The 18984-nt window shown below is 64.7% G+C and carries 20 protein-coding genes and 1 riboswitch; of the genes, 10 read left to right on the top strand and 10 right to left on the bottom strand.

Features of this window, described 5'->3' with window-relative positions:
- Positions 1-171: 171 nt before the first annotated feature.
- A riboswitch (Fluoride riboswitch) is annotated at positions 172-248 on the top strand.
- Positions 249-366: 118 nt separating this feature from the next.
- The 3 genes from I6F36_RS14940 to clpS all read left to right on the top strand — a co-directional run bounded on the left by I6F36_RS14940 (position 367) and on the right by clpS (position 2428).
- Complete coding sequence (locus I6F36_RS14940; RefSeq protein ID WP_225171666.1) at positions 367-1569, top strand: MFS transporter; 1203 nt, start codon at positions 367-369, stop codon at positions 1567-1569.
- Between the two features lie 28 nt (positions 1570-1597).
- The gene (gene crcB, locus I6F36_RS14935; RefSeq protein WP_225143576.1) at positions 1598-1981 is read left to right on the top strand and encodes a fluoride efflux transporter CrcB; all 384 of its coding nucleotides are present in this window, start codon (positions 1598-1600) and stop codon (positions 1979-1981) included.
- A 141-nt stretch (positions 1982-2122) separates the two neighbouring features.
- Positions 2123-2428: an ATP-dependent Clp protease adapter ClpS gene (clpS, locus tag I6F36_RS14930; RefSeq protein WP_036004073.1), complete on the top strand. Its 306-nt coding sequence runs from the start codon at positions 2123-2125 to the stop codon at positions 2426-2428.
- Positions 2429-2470: 42 nt separating this feature from the next.
- Here clpS and I6F36_RS14925 read toward each other — a convergent pair whose 3' ends face one another.
- The 4 genes from I6F36_RS14925 to fabI all read right to left on the bottom strand — a co-directional run bounded on the left by I6F36_RS14925 (position 2471) and on the right by fabI (position 6425).
- A complete protein-coding gene (locus tag I6F36_RS14925) occupies positions 2471-3661 on the bottom strand; it encodes an adenylate/guanylate cyclase domain-containing protein (protein ID WP_225171665.1) in 1191 nt (396 codons plus the stop codon).
- A gap of 62 nt (positions 3662-3723) precedes the next feature.
- Entirely contained in the window at positions 3724-4812 is a 1089-nt protein-coding gene (aroC, locus tag I6F36_RS14920; RefSeq protein WP_225171664.1) for a chorismate synthase, read from the bottom strand.
- A gap of 185 nt (positions 4813-4997) precedes the next feature.
- Complete coding sequence (locus I6F36_RS14915) at positions 4998-5597, bottom strand: histidine phosphatase family protein (RefSeq protein WP_036004064.1); 600 nt, start codon at positions 5595-5597, stop codon at positions 4998-5000.
- 12 nt (positions 5598-5609) lie between these two features.
- Entirely contained in the window at positions 5610-6425 is an 816-nt protein-coding gene (gene fabI / locus I6F36_RS14910; protein WP_018648668.1) for an enoyl-ACP reductase FabI, read from the bottom strand.
- A 172-nt stretch (positions 6426-6597) separates the two neighbouring features.
- On the opposite strand from fabI, the gene I6F36_RS14905 reads away from it, so the two are divergent.
- Both I6F36_RS14905 and I6F36_RS14900 read left to right on the top strand, forming a co-directional pair.
- Positions 6598-7086: an RNA polymerase sigma factor gene (locus I6F36_RS14905; protein ID WP_025034639.1), complete on the top strand. Its 489-nt coding sequence runs from the start codon at positions 6598-6600 to the stop codon at positions 7084-7086.
- A 106-nt stretch (positions 7087-7192) separates the two neighbouring features.
- Complete coding sequence (locus I6F36_RS14900) at positions 7193-7963, top strand: anti-sigma factor (protein ID WP_036031043.1); 771 nt, start codon at positions 7193-7195, stop codon at positions 7961-7963.
- A 317-nt stretch (positions 7964-8280) separates the two neighbouring features.
- Here the strand turns inward: I6F36_RS14900 and I6F36_RS14895 are convergent, their stop codons facing one another.
- Positions 8281-9243, bottom strand: a complete 963-nt coding sequence (locus I6F36_RS14895; protein ID WP_057026860.1) for a DnaJ C-terminal domain-containing protein — start codon at positions 9241-9243, stop codon at positions 8281-8283.
- Positions 9244-9409: 166 nt separating this feature from the next.
- Positions 9410-9817 (bottom strand): RT0821/Lpp0805 family surface protein, encoded by a 408-nt coding sequence (locus tag I6F36_RS14890; protein WP_225171663.1) that lies wholly within the window; start codon positions 9815-9817, stop codon positions 9410-9412.
- A gap of 113 nt (positions 9818-9930) precedes the next feature.
- On the opposite strand from I6F36_RS14890, the gene pdxH reads away from it, so the two are divergent.
- Positions 9931-10572, top strand: coding sequence for a pyridoxamine 5'-phosphate oxidase (pdxH, locus tag I6F36_RS14885; protein WP_036004041.1), 642 nt, complete (start codon positions 9931-9933; stop codon positions 10570-10572).
- 26 nt (positions 10573-10598) lie between these two features.
- On the top strand, positions 10599-11351 hold the full coding sequence (locus tag I6F36_RS14880; protein WP_036004050.1) for an SDR family NAD(P)-dependent oxidoreductase: 753 nt from the start codon (positions 10599-10601) through the stop codon (positions 11349-11351).
- 213 nt (positions 11352-11564) lie between these two features.
- Here the strand turns inward: I6F36_RS14880 and I6F36_RS14875 are convergent, their stop codons facing one another.
- A complete protein-coding gene (locus tag I6F36_RS14875) occupies positions 11565-11783 on the bottom strand; it encodes a hypothetical protein (RefSeq protein ID WP_035696491.1) in 219 nt (72 codons plus the stop codon).
- Positions 11784-11987: 204 nt separating this feature from the next.
- A complete protein-coding gene (locus I6F36_RS14870; RefSeq protein ID WP_036004038.1) occupies positions 11988-12965 on the bottom strand; it encodes a magnesium transporter CorA family protein in 978 nt (325 codons plus the stop codon).
- Positions 12966-13305: 340 nt separating this feature from the next.
- Between I6F36_RS14870 and I6F36_RS14865 the strand changes: the two genes are divergently transcribed.
- On the top strand, positions 13306-13986 hold the full coding sequence (locus tag I6F36_RS14865; protein WP_036031037.1) for a L,D-transpeptidase: 681 nt from the start codon (positions 13306-13308) through the stop codon (positions 13984-13986).
- A 36-nt stretch (positions 13987-14022) separates the two neighbouring features.
- On the opposite strand, the gene I6F36_RS14860 is transcribed toward I6F36_RS14865, so the two are convergent.
- Positions 14023-15105, bottom strand: coding sequence for an extensin family protein (locus I6F36_RS14860; protein ID WP_225127561.1), 1083 nt, complete (start codon positions 15103-15105; stop codon positions 14023-14025).
- Between the two features lie 65 nt (positions 15106-15170).
- On the opposite strand from I6F36_RS14860, the gene I6F36_RS14855 reads away from it, so the two are divergent.
- Together I6F36_RS14855 and I6F36_RS14850 are read left to right on the top strand one after the other, a co-directional pair.
- Complete coding sequence (locus I6F36_RS14855) at positions 15171-16799, top strand: fatty-acid--CoA ligase (protein WP_036004029.1); 1629 nt, start codon at positions 15171-15173, stop codon at positions 16797-16799.
- 253 nt (positions 16800-17052) lie between these two features.
- A complete protein-coding gene (locus I6F36_RS14850) occupies positions 17053-17907 on the top strand; it encodes a DUF1499 domain-containing protein (protein WP_036004020.1) in 855 nt (284 codons plus the stop codon).
- Between the two features lie 70 nt (positions 17908-17977).
- On the opposite strand, the gene I6F36_RS14845 is transcribed toward I6F36_RS14850, so the two are convergent.
- Positions 17978-18895, bottom strand: a complete 918-nt coding sequence (locus I6F36_RS14845; RefSeq protein WP_036004017.1) for an MBL fold metallo-hydrolase — start codon at positions 18893-18895, stop codon at positions 17978-17980.
- Positions 18896-18984: the final 89 nt, after the last annotated feature.

The raw sequence follows: 18984 nt of genomic DNA, 5'->3' as shown, positions 1-18984 counted from the left end.
ATTCACACGTTACGCAAGTCTGCCGCCATGTTGCCGCGCTTGCGTCGGGAACAGGGGCGATCTCAAGAGCCGTCGTTCCGGGACTCGCGAAGCGAGGGCCCGGAATCCAGCTGCCGGCGGAGGCACGCGACCCCGCCCACTTGTCCGGCACGATTTCCATGCTAGGTTGGTCGCACAGATGGGGATGGAGTCCCCCGACAACCGCCCGGCGGTCGATGACCTCATGGGCTGATGACTCCTGCTCGAGGAGAGGCAATCTTGGGCCTCTGCCTTTGGCGGGAGCATGGACACACCCGCCGATGGCGGGTTTTTTGTTGCCTGCTGGCGGCCGGCAGGCGAATGCGAGGGGACCACGAAGACGTGACGATGACGACACCGAATGCCGTACGTACCACACTGCCCAGAGGGATCTGGGTGCTCGGCTTTGTCTCGATGTTCATGGACATCTCCTCCGAGATGATCCACGCGCTGCTGCCGGTCTATCTCGTCACCGTGCTCGGCGCCTCCACCCTCACCGTCGGCTTCATCGAGGGCATTGCCGAGGCGACCGCCTCGATCACCAAGATCTTCTTCGGTGCGCTGTCGGACTGGCTCGGCCGCCGCAAGCTGCTCGCCGCGATCGGTTATGGGCTGGCCGCCTTCACCAAGCCGCTGTTCCCGCTCGCGCCCAGCGTCGGATGGCTGGTAGCGGCGCGCTTCATCGATCGCGTCGGCAAGGGCATTCGCGGCGCGCCGCGCGATGCGCTGATCGCCGATATCGCCCCGGTCGGCCTGCGCGGCGCGAGCTTTGGCCTGCGGCAATCGCTCGACACGATCGGCGCCTTCGTCGGGCCGCTCGTGGCCATCGGCCTGATGTGGTGGACGGCCGACAATTTTACTCTCGTGTTCTGGGTGGCGGTGCTGCCGGCCTTCCTGTCCTTCGGGCTGATCGCGTTCGCGGTGAAGGAGCCGGAGCCCGATCCGAGCCGGAAACGTGCGGAAAATCCGCTCAATCTCGCCGCAATGCGCCAGCTCGGAGCGGTCTATTGGCGCGTCGTCGCCGTGGGCGTCGTGTTCACGCTCGCGCGCTTCAGCGAGGCCTTCCTGATCTTGCGCGCACAGAACATCGGGCTCGACGTGATGTGGGTGCCGGCTGTACTGGTGCTGATGAACGTCGCCTATGCACTGTCGGCCTATCCGGCCGGCGTGCTGTCGGACCGGATCAACCGGACCGGCCTGCTCGCGCTCGGCCTGGTCTTCCTCGCCGCGGCCGACCTCGCGCTGGCGCTGCTCCCGAGCCTTGCGGGCCTCGCGCTCGGAGTCGTGCTGTGGGGACTCCATATGGGACTGACGCAGGGCCTGCTCTCGGCCATGGTCGCCGATGCCGCCCCGCCAAGCCTGCGCGGCACCGCCTTCGGCTATTTCAACCTGTTCACCGGGCTTGCCTTGCTGGCTGCGAGCGTGATCGCGGGTGCGCTGTGGGACGCCTATGGACCGGCGGGAACGTTTCTTGCCGGGCTTGGATTCGCGCTGGTTTCGCTGGTGGGGCTGCTCGCCGTCGGCAAAGGTCTGGCCACCGAGGGCAAGTGAAGCAAATGGCGAAGTGGGGAACGAGACATTGAACATTCAATACATCCTCGCCGTTGCCGGCGGCGGAGCGCTCGGCGCGGTCATACGCTATCTCGTTGCGATCGGGTCGGGCCGCGCGTTCGGTACGGATTTTCCGTGGGGCACGCTGATCGTCAACGTCACCGGATCGTTCCTGATCGGCATTTTCGCCGCGCTGTTCGCGACCAAATGGAACCTGCCGCAGGCCGCGCGGATGTTTCTGACGGTCGGAGTTTGTGGCGGATACACGACGTTCTCGACGTTCTCGCTGGATGCCTGGTATCTGATCGAGCGCGGCCAGACATGGGCATCTGCCGCCTACATGATTGCGTCGGTCGTGCTGTCGGTGGGCGCTCTGATCGCCGCATTACAGCTCGTTCGCGCACTTCCGTAACTCGCGCAGGCGCAAGTCGTGCATTCCTGCCCAGCCGCGACGGCATAGTGGCGAGCGGCCGCATATCTTGGAGCGCTCCCCGCTCCTGCGGTATGATGTGTTGGCTGGTGGCTCATTCGAGCCAGGGCGTTTCGGGACACGATGAACGACACCGTCACCAAACCGAAAACCAGGACCAGGACCAAGGTCGAGCGGCCGAAGCTCCACAAGGTCATCCTGATCAACGACGACTACACGCCGCGTGAATTCGTCACCATGGTGCTGAAGGCCGAATTCCGCATGACCGAGGATCAGGCCTACAAGGTGATGATCACCGCGCACAAGCTGGGCGCCTGCGTGGTGGCCGTATTCACCAAGGACGTCGCCGAAACCAAGGCAACGCGCGCCACCGACGCCGGCCGCGCCAAGGGCTATCCGCTATTGTTCACGACGGAGCCGGAGGAATAGGTTTCATCCTGCGACGATGAATGGCCTTCAGCTCAGTGCACATCACGCCATCACCACCGGCGTCTCCTCCGCCAGCCCGTAGACGCGCTGCGCCTTGGAAAATCCTGCGATCGGAAACTCGCCGAGCTGGTGCCAATCATGGCGGCAGACATTGGCAAAACCTTCCGAGGCGACGACGGTCCGCCCCAGGCGCCCCGTGATCTTCTCCAGCCTTGCCGCGAGATTGACCGCCGGGCCGATGCAGGTGAAGTCGAGGCGGTTGCCGCCGCCGATATTGCCGTAAAGGATGTTGCCGACATGCAGCGCGACGCCGAAGCGGAAGCGCTCGACGGCCTCGCCCACCGGAAAGGCGAGCGCCTCGACGCTGGCGCGCGAGTCGCGCGCCGCCTCCAGCACCTGCGCGCAGACATGAGCGGCATCGCCGACATATTCGTCGATCGGGAACACGGCGAGCAGGCCGTCGCCCATGAACTTCAGCACCTCGCCGCCATGGTCTCGGATCGCCGTGACTTGGCAGTCGAAATAATGATTGAGGATCTGGACAACCGTCTCGGGCGGCAGCCGGTCCGACAGCGCGGTGAAGCCGCGCAGGTCCGACAGCCAGATCGCCGCCTGCATGGTGTCGTTGTGACCGCGGCGGATCTGACCGCCGAGGATGCGCGCGCCGGCGCGATTACCGACATAGGTGTCGAGCAGCATCTCGGCGGTGCGGCGCATAGTGATGATCTCGCTGATGCGTGCGAGCGGCGCTATGAGAGCTCGGATGGCTGCGATGTCGTCGTCGCTGAAGCCGCCGGGCTGCCGCGTGATCCAGCTCGTCGCGTGAATGGAGCCGTCGAGAAAAGGCACCGGCACCGCGATATAATCGGTCGCGCCTTCGGCGTGCATGTCCTCGAGGAACGGAAATCGCTTGCTGTCGGGGTCGCCTGCGCGGCCCCTGACCTCGATGCCCTGCTCGAAAACCACGCGAAGCGGGCTGTGGGCGAATTGGGGCGTGTCCAGGATCTCGAAATCGACGGCACCGATTTCTACTCCCTCGCCCTGCCGCCAGATGAAGTTGCGGCCGAAGACTTCGGGATGCAGCGTGCGGATGAAGATGCCGAACCTCCACAGCGGCAGGCCGGCCGCGACCAGACGTTCGCAGAAATCGGCAATCCCTACGGCCGACTCCTGAGCCGCCCAAGTGCCGTCGATCAGCCAGTTGGTGATGCGCTGAAGCTCGGAGCTGTTCATGGCCGCATTTGCGGACGAAGTTGCGGGGCCGTCAAGCTGCGCGGTGGACTAGTACCGTGAGTTCAACGCCCGACCTGTCCGCGATCGCGCAGGAAGTGATCGGCCAGCACGCAGGCCATCATGGCCTCGCCGACGGGGACGGCACGGATGCCGACGCAGGGATCGTGGCGGCCCTTGGTGAAGATCTCGGTCTCGGTGCCTTGCCGATCGACGGTGAGACGCGGCTGCAGGATCGACGAGGTCGGCTTCACCGCGAAGCGCACCACCACGGGCTGCCCGGTGGAGATGCCGCCCAGCACGCCGCCGGCGTGGTTGGACAGGAAGCGCGTGCCGTCATTGCCGGAGCGCATCTCGTCGGCGTTCTGTTCGCCCGTCAGTTCTGCCGCACCAAAACCGGCGCCGATCTCGACGCCCTTCACCGCGTTGATGGTCATCATCGCACCCGCCAGATCGGAATCGAGCTTGGCGTAGATCGGCGCGCCGAGACCTGCCGGCACGCCCTCGGCGACGACCTCGATCACGGCACCGATCGAGGAGCCGCTTTTGCGGATGCCATCGAGATAGGTCTCGAAGAACGCGGCCTTGTCCTTGTCGGGACAGAAGAACGGATTGTTGGCGACCTCGTCCCAGTCCCACTTGTCGCGATCGATCTTGTGCGGGCCGATCTGCACCAGGGCGCCTCGCACCTTCACATCCGGCAGCACTTTCCGCGCGATGGCGCCTGCGGCAACGCGCATCGCGGTCTCGCGCGCCGAGGAGCGCCCGCCGCCGCGATAATCGCGCAGGCCGTACTTCGCCTCATAGGTGAAGTCGGCATGACCGGGACGAAACTTGTCCTTGATCTCGGAATAATCCTTCGAGCGCTGGTCGGTGTTCTCGATCAGAAGGCCGATTGGCGTGCCCGTCGTCACCTGAGCGCCGGTCTCGGGATGGGCCATCACGCCGGACAGGATCTTCACCTGGTCCGGCTCCTGGCGCTGGGTGGTGAAGCGCGACTGGCCGGGACGGCGCCGGTCGAGATCCCGCTGGATGTCGGCCTCGGTGAGCGGGATCATCGGCGGGCAGCCGTCAACCACGCAGCCGATCGCCACCCCATGGCTCTCGCCGAAGGTTGTGACGCGGAACATGTGGCCGAAAGTGTTGAAGGACATCGCTGCTCGCGGGTTCGTAAGTCAATGCTGACTTAACTCGCCCTGAAATAGGGGTCAAATATCGGCGAAGCCGTCATGGCCGGGCTTGTCCCGGCCATCCACGTTCTTGGTGGCTGCGAGCACGAAAGTCCGTGGATGCCCGGGACAAGCCCGGGCATGACGGCGGGGCGAGGCAGCGCTCCGGGCTAACTAAACTTCTCCAACCGCCCGTCGCGGAACACGTAGACGGCGCCCTGCTCGATATAGAGCTCGGCGGCGCTGGCGGGCGTCTCGAGGCCCAAGGCCACCATCAGAGCTCGGCAGGTCCCGCCATGGGCCACTGCGACGGTGTCGGACAGGAGCTGGTCGTACCAGGTGCGCACGCGGACCTGCACGTCGGCGTAGGTCTCCCCGCCCGCAGGCCCCACGGTCCATTTGTCGGCGAGGCGCCTTGCATAGATGTCCGGATCCCTCGCCTCACTCTCGGCCAGCGTCAGCCCCTCCCAGGTGCCGTAGCCGATCTCGCGCAGACGATCGTCGAGCGCGTAATCGGCAGGCGGCAATTCGAGCTTGCCGCGCGCGAGCTCCATGGTCTGGCGCGCACGGCCGAGCGGGCTCGACACGTAAGCCAGCGCGGCCTTGTCGCGCCCGTCGCGCTTGAACAGTTCGGCGAGAATGCCGCCGGCCTGCACGGCCTGGCTGCAGCCGCGCGCGTTCAGCGGAATGTCCCTGGTGCCCTGAAGCCTGCCGAGCGCATTCCACTCGGTCTCGCCGTGGCGAAGATAGTAGATCGTAGGCTTGGGCATTTCAGTTAGAGGCTAGTCCTTCCCGCCAAGCGAGATATCAGGCGCATCCGGCCGCTTCATGCCGAGCACGTGATAGCCGGAATCGACGTGGTGCACCTCGCCGGTGACGCCGCGCGAGAGGTCGGAAAGGAAATACAGCGCGCTGCCGCCGACGTCTTCGGTGGACACGTTGCGCCGCATCGGCGCGTTGGTCTCGTTCCACTTCAGGATATAGCGGAAGTCGCCGATGCCGGACGCCGCCAGCGTCTTGATGGGACCTGCCGAGATCGCGTTGACGCGAATGTTCTTCTCGCCGAGATCGGCAGCGAGATAGCGCACGCTGGCTTCCAGCGCCGCCTTGGCCACGCCCATGACGTTGTAGTGCGGCATCCACTTCTCGGCGCCGTAATAGGAGAGCGTGATCAGCGAGCCGCCATCCGTCATCAGCTTCTCGGCGCGCTGCGCCACCGCCGTGAACGAATAGCAGGAGATCAGCATCGACTTCGAAAAATTCTCCTGCGTGGTGTCGACGTAGCGGCCGTCGAGCTGCTCGCCATAGGCGATCGCATGCACGAGGAAGTCGATCTTGCCCCATTTCTCCTTCAGCACAGCGAAGACGGCATCGATGGTCGCGGCATCGGTGACGTCGCAATGGCCGAGCACGAGGCCGCCGATCTCGGCGGCGAGCGGCTCGACGCGCTTCTTCAGCGCATCGCCCTGATAGGTGAAGGCGAGCTCGGCGCCCGCGGCGTGGCATGCCTTGGCGATTCCCCAGGCGATCGAGCGGTTGTTGGCGACGCCGAGGATGACCCCGCGCTTTCCTTGCATCAGACCCGAATTCTGCGCCATTTTTGCACGTCCCGTCGAACTCTCGTTGAGGTCTGGAGGTACACCAGCCCTCCCCCGCGGTACAGCCCTAATACGCAGCATTAACGCTGTTTCGAGTGCCGGAATAGCCGTTCCGCTTGGGTGTTATGATCGCTATAGGCGCGCGCCGAACGCCAGGGATGTCAGGACCGCAATGAATGCGTTTCGCCAGAGTGTGGAAGCCATGATCCCGGCGTTGCGCCGCTACGCCCGCGCGCTCACACGCGATGCGGATGCGGCCGACGATCTGGTCCAGGATACGTTGGTACGCGCGCTGCGTTCGGAGCGGCTGTTTCTCGGAGGCGACGTCAGGAGCTGGCTCTATACGATCCTGACCAACCTCAACAAGAACCGGCGGCGCTCGCTGGCAAGGCGGCCGCAATTCATGCCGCTGACGGACAACAACCCCGATGCCAGCGGGACCGAGGCCGAAGGACGCGACATCGAGAAGGCACTGGCTACTCTCGTCGAGGAGCAGCGTTCGGTGCTGCTGCTGGTGATGCTGGAAGGCATGAGCTACCGCGAGGTTGCCGACATCCAGGGCGTGCCGATCGGCACCGTGATGTCGCGCCTGGCGCGCGCAAGAGCCCACGTCAAAGCCTCGCTGGAGGGCGAGCGTACGGCGCTCAGGCGGGTGAAATGATGGCCGGGTCGATGCATCGAACGATCTCCGCCCGCAGCCGGATAGTGAGCTGCGCGAAGCTAACTCGCAGAAGACATTTTGGGCCGCAGAGCCAGAGACGACCGATATGAACGACCGCAAGATTCCAGTAACCGAGGACGAACTGCACGCCTATGTCGACGGCGAGTTGCCGGCCGAGCGACGCGCCGACGTCGAGGCCTTTCTTGCCGCCCACCCCGAGGACGCCGAGCGGGTGCAATCCTGGCGGACGATGGCCGAGATGCTGCACGCCCGTTACGATGCGATTGCCCATGAACGGGTGCCCGCACGGCTCGAGCTCGAGAGGCTGGAGCGCCGCCCGCGGCAATGGTTTTATGGCGCCGCCGCGGCCGTGCTGGTCGCCTTCGTCGCCGGCGGCACCGCCGGTTGGGTGGCGCATGGCGCCGCCAACGCGCCTTCGACCTTCCGGAGCTTTACGGCGGACGCACTCGACGCCCACCGCCTCTATGTCGTCGAGGTCCGCCACCCCGTTGAGGTCGGCGGCAACGAGCGCGATCACTTGCAGGCCTGGCTGACCCGGCGCTGCGGCTGGACCGTGTTCGCGCCGAACCTGGAGGCGAGCGGGCTGAAGCTGGTCGGCGGCCGGCTTCTGCCGGGACCGAACGGTCCGGCGTCGTTCCTGATGTACGAGGGCGCTTCGGGCGAACGGTACACCATCTACAGCGCCAAGACCGAGAATGGTGCAACGCAAATGCGCTACGCCAAGACGGACAAGGACGGCGCGTTGTTCTGGTCCGAGCGCGGCGTCGGCTACGTCGTCAGCGGCAGCAGCGATCGCGAGCGGCTGACCAAGGTGGCGCAGGCCGTCTACGACCAAGCAGAGAAAAACGGCACCTAGACAACCGCGCAAGGCCAGTGCCCAGATTCCGTCATCGAAAATTTGGAATCAGGACATCGACACGTCTCATTATCGCACCGGGTGCTCACGCGATTATGAGTGGCGTTCGATCCGCCGATCGACGCGGGCGGCCTCGATTGGGGTTTTTGGTACCGCGCTGGTCCCCCTCTCGAGGCCGCACCTTTTTATCGGCTGCCCCGCCGGACAGCCGACACGTCGAGACCATGAAGCGCTACCACGCCTCAGGCGTATGATGGGCATCATCTCCAGGACGATGCCGTGGTCCTTTAGGAGAACCCCTTCAGTTCGCTCTCGCCCTAACCGACACCGCTACGTGGATTGTAGGGGTGTTGGTCTCGCCACTTCTCCATCAATGCTTCAAGCTCGGCGTCGTTCCCGTCCGGTAGCATAATCCTGATGATGACGAAGAGATCTCCGGTTCCGCCGGCTTTCGGCAGGCCCTTGCCCTTGAGGCGGAAGGTCCGGCCGCTGGACGTGTTCTTGGGGACCGAGAGCTCCACGGCATTGCCGAGGGTCGGCACGCGGACCTTGCCGCCGAGCACCGCCTCGTAGAGCGTGACCGGCAGGTCGATCCTGAGGTCTGCGCCCTCGACCTTGAAGAACGGGTGCGGTGCAATGTTGATGGTGATCAGGAGATCGCCGGGCGGATGGCCCTGCGCACTTTCTCCCTGCCCCCGCAGCCTGATCTGCTGGCCCTCGGTGACCCCGGCCGGAATCTTGACGTTGAGCTCCTTGCCAGTCGGCAGCCGCACACGCTTCTCGCCGCCCTTGACCGCCTCTTCCAGCGAGACGCTCATGGCGACGTTGACGTCGAGATCGAGCCCGATGCCGCCAGTGTCGAACTCGAACTGGGCGCCGCCGCCGGCTCCGGGCCGTGCGCCGCGCATCCCGCCGCCGAACATGCTGTTGAGGATGTCCTCGAACGCACCGCCCCCCGGGCCGCCCGCACCGCCGCTTCGGAACGTATAGCTTTCGAACCCGCCTGGGCCCGCGCGGCCGCGAGGACCGCCGCCGCCCGGAAAACCCTGGAAGCGCGGCTTGCCCTCGGCGTCGATCTCGCCCCGGTCAAACTGCTTGCGCTTGTCCTCGTCGCCGAGGATCTCGTTGGCCGAGTTGATCTCGGCGAAGCGTTCGGCAGCCTTCGGATCACCCTTGTTGCTGTCAGGATGGTGCTTCTTGGCCAGCTTGCGATAGGCGCTTTTGATCGCGGCAGCGCTGGCGCTCCGCGGCACCCCCAAGACCTCATAGGGGTCGCGCATTCGTCACGTCTCCTTCAAGAAATCGAATTGTTCAAAGGGCTCCCCGCCCCACCTGCGGGTGATGTGGGAAGAGAGTGGCATTTTTGCAACTAGGAACGCGAGCTGAAGCTCTATCTTTGGAGCATGGTCTGATCGGAAAACCGGTTCCCACGTTTCCGGATCATGCTCAGCTCCGCCACGGCTTTAGCGTATGAATCTCCCAACGGCCACGACCGCTTTGGCAGCCGGCGCCCTGGAGCCAGCTTTCGGTATTGCCGTTGACGTAGCTCGCCAGGAAGTCGCGGCATTTGCGCCCGTCCTCGGCGGCATAGGACTGGGCGATGGGCGTCACCGAGCCGCGCGCCCCTGTCTCCGGATTCTCCCAATGCTGGCTGGAATCCTTGTCGCCCTTGCTGAGGACGTCAGAGGCGGCGTTGCGGGTGAAGGCGAGATCGGTCTCGGTCGGGGGAGCGTCCTTCGCCGGCCGCGCGATCGAGCCGGTGAGGTCGCTGTCCTCGGCCTTGGCATAGGCGCTGCCGCCGTTGCGGGAAAAGCTGCAGCCGCCGGCACCAAGCCCGATCAGAATCATCGTCATGACGAAGCCGGACGGCCGGATCGCCGATAGGCCAACGCGTCCCCATGCCCTATATAGGGCGGTAGCGGACAACAACGCGTTTTGGGCCGCGGGACGCAACTCGGACTCCGGACATGACCGACACGACCTCGATGAAACACCAGACACCCTTAACATCCGGTGATTTCACCGCTGCCGACGAGCCATTTGCGTTGTTCGAGGCCTGGCTCAACGAAGCGGTCAAGAGCGAGCCGAACGATCCGAACGCCATGGCGCTCGCAACGGTCGATCCCGACGGGCTGCCTGATGTGCGCATGGTGCTGATGAAGGGCTTCGATACCGAGGGTTTCGTCTTCTACAGCCACATCGCCAGCCAGAAGGGCCGCGAACTCGCCGCAAATCCTAAGGCAGCGTTACTTTTTCACTGGAAGTCGTTGCGCCGTCAGGTGCGCATCCGCGGCAACGTGACGCCGGTGACCGACGCGGAGGCCGACGCCTATTTCGCGACGCGACCGAAGCAGGCCCAGATCGGCGCCTGGGCGAGCAAGCAATCGCAAGAGCTGGAGAGCCGGTTCGCGTTCGAGCAGGCCATCGCCAAGGTCGCGGCCAAATACGTCATCGGCGAAGTGCCGCGGCCGCCGGGCTGGAGCGGCTGGCGCATCACGCCGGTGCGGATCGAGTTCTGGCACGACCGCCCGTTCCGCCTGCACGACCGCATTGAATTTCGCCGTGACGCGGCCGGCCAACCGTGGTCCAAGACGCGAATGTATCCGTAAGCTTTGGGCCGACCTGAAAGATGTCCATGCCGCATTCGTCCAATGCGCCGCGCCGTACGCTGCTCCTGACCGGAGCCAGCCGCGGCATCGGCCACGCCACCGTGATCCGTTTCTCCTCGGCGGGCTGGCGCGTCATCACCTGCTCGCGGCATCCTTTCCCGGAGGACTGCCCCTGGGACGCAGGGCCGGAGGACCACATCCAGGTCGACCTCGGCGATCCCAAGGACACCGCGCGCGCGATCTCGGAGATCCGCAACCGGCTCGAGGGCGGCACGCTGCATGCGCTGGTCAACAACGCCGCGATCTCGCCGAAGGGCGCCGGCGGCTCGCGGTTGGGCTCGGTCGACACCGACCTCGATACCTGGACCCACGTCTTCCATGTCAACTTTTTCGCGCCGATCATGATGGCGCGGGGGCTGATCGAGGAATTGAAGGCCGCCAAGGGGTCGGTCGTGAACGTCACATCGATCGCGGGCTCGCGCGTGCACCCCTTCGCAGGCGCAGCCTACGCCACCTCGAAGGCCGCGCTCGCAGCGCTGACACGCGAGATGGCCTCCGACTTCGGCCGCATCGGCGTCCGCGTCAACGCGATCGCCCCGGGCGAGATCGACACCTCGATCCTGTCGCCGGGCACCGAGAAGATCGTCGAGCAGCAGATCCCGATGCACCGCCTCGGCACGCCCGACGAAGTGGCAAAGATCATCTACGTGCTGTGCACGGACACCAGCTCCTACGTCAACGGCGCCGAGATCCACATCAACGGCGGCCAGCACGTGTAGGCGGGCACTGTCATTGCGAGCGAAAGCGAAGCAATCCAGACTGCCTCCGCAAAGACAGTCTGGATTGCTTCGTCGCGGAGCCTGTCATCCGGCCCGCCGGAGGCGGGACCGGGTGGCTCCTCGCAATGACGGAAGTGGAAATGGCCGCTCAGGGAAGCAAGGCGATCCAGACAACGCCGCCGCAAGACCTGGATCGCCCTTACCTTCCGTTCCTCAATCGAGTCGAATCCGACGTGACCGCTCGCGCGGCCGCGGAGCGGCCGTGCTGAATGCAGTCGAGCAGTCGTCGTCGTTCTCACCATCGAGCAGCGGAGCACCACAGTGCCGGCACATGCGTGCCGACATCGACGGCGCCTTGCCGCTCGCCAGAACCTGACGGTAGTTCGCCAGATCGATGACGTTGCGGGGCGACGTTATGTGTTTCTCAACCATGGCTGTTCCTCGCGGCTACGCCCTGCTTATCGCAGACAAGTTTCGCGCAAACGTTCAGCCCACCGCTCAAATTTTACCGGAGGAATTGCGGCATGACACACGCGTCACCGCGTCGCCGCAATCCCGATCGATTCTGCGACACGATTCATCGTGTCTATGCGAGCGGCGTAAGGTCTCGGTAGGTATCTTTGCTCGCGCACGATCCTACAGCCACTTCTTCCACTTGAAGATCCAGTAGGGGACGATGGCGGCGATCAGCATCATCACCAGCGCCATCGGATAGCCGTGCACCCATTCGAGTTCCGGCATCACCTTGAAGTTCATGCCGTAGATCGAGGCGATCAGGGTCGGCGGCATCAGGACAACGGCCATGACCGAAAACAGCTTGATGATGTTGTTCTGCTCGAGATTGACGACGCCGAGCATGGCGTCGAGCACGAAGGTGATCTTGCTGGAGAGATAGGAGGCGTGATCGGTCAGCGAGGCGACGTCGCGCTGCATGGTCTTGAGCTGCTCGCGCATGTCCTTCGACCACTTCACGCCCTCGACCACGGCGGACAGGAACGTCACGACGCGGCCGATCGACACCAGGCTCTCGCGAACCTTCGAGGTCAAGTCGCCCTTGCGGCCGATCGAGATCAGAATCTGGGAATATCGCTTGGCATGGCCGTGGCGCTCGCTCTCCGGCTCGAAGATCTCGTGGGAGACCTGGTCGATCTCGGCGCCGCAGCGCTCCAGAATGTCGGCGCAGCGGTCGATCACGGCGTCCAGGAGCTCCATGAGCACCATCTCGCCGGTGATCGAGGGCGTGCAGGAGCGGGCGAGCTTGGCCTCGACCAGCGCAAAGGGCTTGGGCAGGTCGTAGCGGACCGTCACCAGGCGGTGGTCGCCAAGGATGAAGGTCACCGCGGTGGTCCGGGGCATGTCGGTATCGGAGTGGCACATCAGCGTCGCGGTCATGTAGCGCGCGCCGTTCTCCATATAGAGGCGACTGGAGATCTCGATCTCCTGCATGTCTTCCCGGGTCGGGATGGCGATGCCCGCCAGCCGCTCGACCGCCTTGTCCTCGGCAGCCGAGGGGTTGACGAGGTCGATCCAGACTGCGTTCTCCGGCAGCGCTGTGAGATCCTCGACAACCGCCTTCTTGAGGGAGGTCTCGGAGAGAACGAACACCGAAAACATCAAAAGCTCCAGAGATCCTACGACAGAACGACAGCCCTTAGCGCGATTCTGACAGGTTCACGATGACAACAACATTAACGGAGCGTTTGCATCTGCGGCGGCCGCTAGGGCTCAACTGTGGCGCCGGAGGAACAGTCTGGCGCGTCTTACCAAAAAAACCCGCACGACACCCCCAAATTTGCGGCAGAAAAGCCACAGCTGGGGTCTTACAGCCCTGGAAAACGGCTTCAGCGCTGGAATTGTGGCAGATTTCAACCATAATGGGCTTAACGGAGTCGAGGAACTTGGGCGCTACGCTCAGGTCCCTTCCGCACGGTATTGTTTTGATTGGAACCAAACCATGTCGTCGCTGAAAATTATGTTTGGGATTTTGGCCGCTGGCCTGATGCTGTCGGGCTGCATGCAGGCCACGACGCGTTACGAGGCGACGGACACCAAGGCGTTCAAGCCCAAGGACAAAGAACTCCTTGCCAAGGTGAAATACGAGAATACCGCGGTCGCAGAACCGTTCCGCCGCGCCATTGTCGAATTCCACCGCAAGGAAGCGCCGGGCTCGATCGTGGTCGATTCCGACAACCATTACCTCTATTACGTGCTGGAGGGCGGCAAAGCGATCCGCTACGGCATCACTGTCGGCGAAGAGGCCATGGCCTGGTCGGGCATCGCCAAGGTGGCCAGCAAGACCGAGTGGCCGGCCTGGCACCCCACCCCCGGCGAAATCTCGCGCCTCGGCGTGCCGACCTATGTCGCACCCGGACCGGACAATCCGATGGGCTCCCGCGCGCTGTACCTCCATTCTGGGGGCAAGGACACGCTGTTCCGCATCCACGGCACCAACCAGCCGGAATATATCGGCGCCTCGATCTCGTCAGGCTGCATCCGCCTGACCAACGAGGACGCGATCGATCTCTATGATCGCGTCAAGCTCGGCACCCTCGTCGTGGTGCTCGAGCCCAAGCACGGCGATTCGCCCTACAAGCCGCGCCTCGCGCTCCAGGGCGGTTCCAGTTCACCCTACTAAGCAGGCCTTGTCCGAGGCCTTTCAAAGGCGCCGGTTTCACCGGCGCTTTTTTGTTGCCGGCTGGTGCGATCGGGCTTTGTTGCCATCCGCCGCCGGCTTGTCCGCAGGTGCAGCAGGCTTTTCCGCCTCACCGCCGTCGGCGCCCTCCTTTGCCTCGGGCTTGGCCGCGACCTCGCGCGGCGGTGCCTCCTCGGGACGCTCCGCCGGCAGCAGCGGTGCGACCTGAGGCAGCGGATCCCACACGTTCCATTGGCAAATCCGGTAGTCGTTGCGTCGCTGCGCAAGATCGAGATGGATGTGGTCCTCGTGGTACCAGTCCGAACCCGGGCCTAGCACGGTGGAAAAGCGAGTGCAGACCGAGTGCAGCACGCGCTCGCGCACCTCGCGCGAGGTGGTGCGGTCGGTCAGGCCGATCGACTGCCCATTGGCGAGCTTGACGGCGCGGATGTCGATGGCATTGGCCTTGCCGTGCTCGGACAGCATCGCGCCGGCCACGCGGTTGCGGCCGCGGCACTCGAAGCTGTCGAAATTGTCGAGCTCGCTGACGGCGGAGCCGAGGCTGGTCGCCAGCGGCGTCATGTCCTTGCGCACCCAATCGGCGAGCGCGGACGCCATGGTGCAGCGGAGGATGGCCGCCGGCTTGACCGTCACCTTGCGCTTGTCCGGCAGCACGATGGCCTCCAGTCGCACCAGATCCTCGCCGCCGCAGGCACCGGGACCGCGGATATCCGGAATGGACGGCGCGATCGCGATCTCCTCGGTCAGCGCCAGCCGGCAGGCCGAGGCCTGCTTCTCGGGCGGCGGCGCGGACTCGGCGGGCTTGTCCGCGCCTGGCTTGTCGGGGGACGGCTTGCCGTCTGCCTGCGCCGCCCCCTCATCCGACGCTTTGGGGGCCTCCTCGGGACGCGGCTTCGGCAGCGGAATCCTGGCGGCGCGAACGGTTGCGCGGGGCTTCGGTGCTCCAAGGTTGAAGATATCGAGCGGCGCAGGATATTTCCGCGCCTCTGCCCTTTCGGCGATCAGCAACAGCCCCGCCGCAGCGGTAACCATTGCCGCCCCGGCGGACATATAGCCGCGACAAGACCATTTGCGACGCAAGTCCGGCAGGCTAAAACTCATGGCAATTCTTTGGCCCAACGCTGAGAGCGATAACGCGCCCAGCGACTTCTCGGAGGAACGTCGGAATGCTTGGTTTGATGCAAGATTGGCCCCTGCTCTGCCACCGGATCATCGAACACGCCGCCAGGATTCATGGCAAGCAGGAGGTGGTCACACGCTCGGTCGAGGGACCGATCCATCGCACCAACTACGCCGAGATCCACAAGCGCGCGCTCAAGGTCTCGCAGATGCTGGAGCGCGACGGCATCAAGCTCGGCGATCGCGTCGCGACGATCGCCTGGAACACCTGGCGCCATCTGGAGGTCTGGTACGGCATCATGGGGATCGGCGCCATCTGCCATACCGTCAATCCGCGCCTTTTCCCCGAACAGATCGCCTGGATCATCAATCATGCGCAGGATCGCGTCGTGATGACCGATCTCACCTTCATTCCGATCCTGGAGAAGATCGCGGACAAGCTGCCCAGCGTGGAGCGCTACATCGTGCTCACCGACAAGGCTCACATGCCGGAGACCACGCTGAAGAACGCGGTCGCCTACGAGGACTGGATTGCGCAGGCCGACGGCAAATTCAAATGGAAGGACTTTGACGAGAACACGGCGGCGGCGATGTGCTACACGTCCGGCACGACCGGCGATCCCAAAGGTGTGCTGTATTCGCATCGCTCCAACGTGCTGCACGCGCTGATGGCCAATAACGTCGACGCGCTCGGCACCAGTGCGTCCGAGACAATGCTGCCGGTCGTTCCGCTGTTCCATGCCAACAGCTGGGGCATCGCCTTCTCCGCGCCCTCGCAGGGCACCAAGCTGGTGATGCCGGGCGCCAAGCTCGACGGCGCCTCGGTCTACGAACTGCTCTCGACCGAGAAGGTGACGCACACCGCCGGCGTGCCGACGGTGTGGCTGATGCTGCTCCAGCACATGACGGCCAACAATCTCAAACTGCCGGATCTGAAGATGGTGATCTGCGGCGGCTCGGCGATGCCGCGCTCGATGATCAAGGCCTTCCTCGACATGGGTTCGAACGTCCGCCACGCCTGGGGCATGACCGAGATGAGCCCGATCGGAACCGTCGCGGCGCTGAAGCCGCCGTTCCAGAATGCGACAGGCGATGCCAGGCTCGACGTGCTGCAGATGCAGGGTTATGCGCCGTTCGCCGTGCAGATGAAGATCACCGACGATGCCGGCAAGGAGCTGCCCTGGGACGGCAAGACCTTTGGCCGCCTCAAGGTCTCCGGGCCCGCCGTCGCCAAGGCCTATTACCGCGTCGATAGCAACATCCTCGACGAGGACGGCTTCTTCGACACCGGCGACGTCTCGACCATCGACGAGGACGGCTATATGCGGATCACCGACCGCTCCAAGGATGTGATCAAGTCCGGCGGCGAGTGGATCTCCTCGATCGACCTCGAAAACCTCGCGGTGGGCCACCCCGCCGTGGCGGAAGCCGCCGTGATCGGCGTGTTCCACCCGAAATGGGACGAGCGGCCGCTGCTGATCGTGCAGCTCAAGCAGGGCCAGCAGGCCACGCGCGAGGACATCCTGAAGTTCATGGAGGGCAAGATCGCCAAATGGTGGATGCCCGACGACGTCGCTTTCGTCGACGGCATTCCGCACACCGCCACCGGCAAGATCCTGAAGACGGCGCTGCGCGACCAGTTTAAGGATTACCGGTTCCCGAACGCGGCGGCGTGACGGGCTGGGTGCGCCCCTCCTTGGAGGGGCGTCAGCGTCCGACTTGTTGAAGCCTCCACGACGTCATGGCCGGGCTTGTCCCGGCCATCCACGCCTTGCCCCACGGTGCAGTGAACGTGGATGGCCGGGACAAGCCCGGGCATGACGGCTTGGGCGTAGCAGGAACCCTTGAATTTGCTCCCGCGCCGTGGTCTCAACGGCGCATCGTCGCGCCAAATCGGCCGGCATCGCCAACCCCGGCAGAGCTCACCCGATGGCCCGCAGGTTTTCCGCTCCCTACCAGTCGGAGCCCGTGTCCAGCCTCGCGAGCTGGGCGCGCAATCTGGCCGTGTTCGCGGTTCTGGCGGTGGTGGTGTCGATCATCGTCGTCCGTTTCGATTTCCTGGAGCCCAAGCCGGCGCTGGCGACGTTCATCGGCGGGCTCGCGATCGCCGGCCTCTCGATCCTGTTCGGGCTCGCCGGCTTTGCCGCAATCTGGCAGAACGGCTCGCGCGGCATGGCGCGCATCCTGCTCGCCTTCCTGATCGACGGGGCGATCCTCGCCTATCCCGCCTATCTGGCCTTTCAATATCGCAAGCTGCCGTCGATCTACGACATCACCACCAATCCGATTGATCCGCCGCGCTTCGATGCGCTGGCGCGCCTGCGCACCGGCGAGGGCACCAACACCGCGGTCTATGCCGGCCTCTATTCGGCGGAGCAGCAGCGCCATTTCTATCCCGAGATCGAGCCCGTCGAGCTCGAGATCTCGGCCGACCGCGCCTATGCGATCGCGCTTCAGCTCGTCCACAAGCGCAAATGGATCGTGATCGACGAGCGCGCACCGCAGCCGCCGCGCCGCATCGGCCGCATCGAGGCGGTGGCGCGCACGCCGATCATGGGTTTCCGCGAGGACGTTTCGATCAGGGTCGTGCCGGATGGCGATGATTCCCGCGTCGATATCCGCTCTGCGTCGCGCAATTTCGACAGCGACCTCGGCAGCAACGCCGCACGCGTCAAGACATTCATCGACGACCTCAACACCGCCGCCGACGCCGATGCACTCAAGCCGGTGAAGAAGACGCCGGTGACGCCGCCCAAGGCGCCGGCGAAGACGGTGAAGAAGTGACTTGGCGAATGGGGAGTAGCGAATAGCGAATGGAGCCGCCCATTCGCTATTCCCCATTCGCTATTCGCCCCTAGGCCATCCGATAGGTCCCGCCGATCACGGGATCGCCATCCGTCGCCACCACGCCGCGGGCGACCAGATCTTCCAGATGCGCCAGCACGGAATAGCCGGCAGCTGTCGTCAGGCGCGGATCGATACCGATATAGATCGCGCGGACCATGGTCGGGATGTCGGTCTCGCCCTTGGCGAGGCGGTGCAGGATCGAGGCCTCGCGTGCCTTGCGGTGGCGGATCAGGAAGCGCACGAAGCGCTGGCCCTCGGGAATCTCGGGGCCATGGCCCGAGAAATAGAGATCCTCCTCGCGGGTGGCGAGCCGGTCGAGCGAATCCATGTAGTCGATCATCGAGCCGTCCGGCGGCGCCACGATCGAGGTCGACCAGCCCATCACGTGATCGCCGACGAAGTTGAACTTCCGCTCCGGCCAGGCGAATGCCAGATGGTTGGCCGTGTGGCCGGGCGTCGCGACGGCTTCGAGCCGCCAGCCGTCACCTTCCACGACGTCGCCGTGCGCGAGATTGACGTCCGGGGCAAAATCGCGGTCGGCGCCGGATTCCGGATTGTGCTTCTCGCTCTCGAATCGCGGCCGCGAGGCGCGATGCGGGCCTTCGGCATAGACCGGCGCCGCCGTCGCCTGCTTGATCCGCGCGGTGTTCGGCGAATGGTCGCGATGGGTGTGGGTGACGAAGATGTGCGTCACGGTCTCGCCGCGCACGGCATCGAGCAGCGCCGCCGCATGCGCCGCATCGTCTGGACCGGGATCGATGATCGCGACATTGCCCTTGCCGACGATGTAGCTGACCGTGCCCGTGAAGGTGAACGGGCTCGGATTGTTGCAGAGCACGCGCCGCACGCCGGGGCGGACCTCCTCGACGATGCCGGGCTTCAGCGGAAAGTTGCGGTTGAACGGGACGTCGTCGTTGTCGGACATGGGACTTCCTGTGCCACACTCTCTGCCGTCATACCCCGCGAAGGCGGGGTATCCAGTACGCCGCAGCGCCAGTGACAAAAGCGAAGTCT

The organism is Bradyrhizobium sp. BRP19 (genome assembly GCF_020194195.1).
Taxonomy (GTDB): Bacteria; Pseudomonadota; Alphaproteobacteria; order Rhizobiales; family Xanthobacteraceae; genus Bradyrhizobium; species Bradyrhizobium yuanmingense.
This window is presented reverse-complemented; position numbering and strand designations above follow the sequence as displayed.

What these genes read in the sequence shown, in the direction of transcription:
- I6F36_RS14870 (WP_036004038.1), bottom strand. Translation starts at nt 12,965, where the DNA reads ATGTTTTCGGTGTTCGTTCTCTCCGAGACCTCCCTCAAGAAGGCGGTT.
- I6F36_RS14855 (WP_036004029.1), top strand. Translation starts at nt 15,171, where the DNA reads ATGCTTGGTTTGATGCAAGATTGGCCCCTGCTCTGCCACCGGATCATC.
- pdxH (WP_036004041.1), top strand. Translation starts at nt 9,931, where the DNA reads ATGACCGACACGACCTCGATGAAACACCAGACACCCTTAACATCCGGT.
- I6F36_RS14890 (WP_225171663.1), bottom strand. Translation starts at nt 9,817, where the DNA reads ATGACGATGATTCTGATCGGGCTTGGTGCCGGCGGCTGCAGCTTTTCC.
- fabI (WP_018648668.1), bottom strand. Translation starts at nt 6,425, where the DNA reads ATGGCGCAGAATTCGGGTCTGATGCAAGGAAAGCGCGGGGTCATCCTC.
- I6F36_RS14900 (WP_036031043.1), top strand. Translation starts at nt 7,193, where the DNA reads ATGAACGACCGCAAGATTCCAGTAACCGAGGACGAACTGCACGCCTAT.
- I6F36_RS14875 (WP_035696491.1), bottom strand. Translation starts at nt 11,783, where the DNA reads ATGGTTGAGAAACACATAACGTCGCCCCGCAACGTCATCGATCTGGCG.
- I6F36_RS14860 (WP_225127561.1), bottom strand. Translation starts at nt 15,105, where the DNA reads ATGAGTTTTAGCCTGCCGGACTTGCGTCGCAAATGGTCTTGTCGCGGC.
- I6F36_RS14880 (WP_036004050.1), top strand. Translation starts at nt 10,599, where the DNA reads ATGCCGCATTCGTCCAATGCGCCGCGCCGTACGCTGCTCCTGACCGGA.
- I6F36_RS14905 (WP_025034639.1), top strand. Translation starts at nt 6,598, where the DNA reads ATGAATGCGTTTCGCCAGAGTGTGGAAGCCATGATCCCGGCGTTGCGC.
- I6F36_RS14915 (WP_036004064.1), bottom strand. Translation starts at nt 5,597, where the DNA reads ATGCCCAAGCCTACGATCTACTATCTTCGCCACGGCGAGACCGAGTGG.
- I6F36_RS14925 (WP_225171665.1), bottom strand. Translation starts at nt 3,661, where the DNA reads ATGAACAGCTCCGAGCTTCAGCGCATCACCAACTGGCTGATCGACGGC.
- I6F36_RS14865 (WP_036031037.1), top strand. Translation starts at nt 13,306, where the DNA reads ATGTCGTCGCTGAAAATTATGTTTGGGATTTTGGCCGCTGGCCTGATG.
- I6F36_RS14940 (WP_225171666.1), top strand. Translation starts at nt 367, where the DNA reads ATGACGACACCGAATGCCGTACGTACCACACTGCCCAGAGGGATCTGG.
- I6F36_RS14895 (WP_057026860.1), bottom strand. Translation starts at nt 9,243, where the DNA reads ATGCGCGACCCCTATGAGGTCTTGGGGGTGCCGCGGAGCGCCAGCGCT.
- clpS (WP_036004073.1), top strand. Translation starts at nt 2,123, where the DNA reads ATGAACGACACCGTCACCAAACCGAAAACCAGGACCAGGACCAAGGTC.
- I6F36_RS14845 (WP_036004017.1), bottom strand. Translation starts at nt 18,895, where the DNA reads ATGTCCGACAACGACGACGTCCCGTTCAACCGCAACTTTCCGCTGAAG.
- I6F36_RS14850 (WP_036004020.1), top strand. Translation starts at nt 17,053, where the DNA reads ATGGCCCGCAGGTTTTCCGCTCCCTACCAGTCGGAGCCCGTGTCCAGC.
- aroC (WP_225171664.1), bottom strand. Translation starts at nt 4,812, where the DNA reads ATGTCCTTCAACACTTTCGGCCACATGTTCCGCGTCACAACCTTCGGC.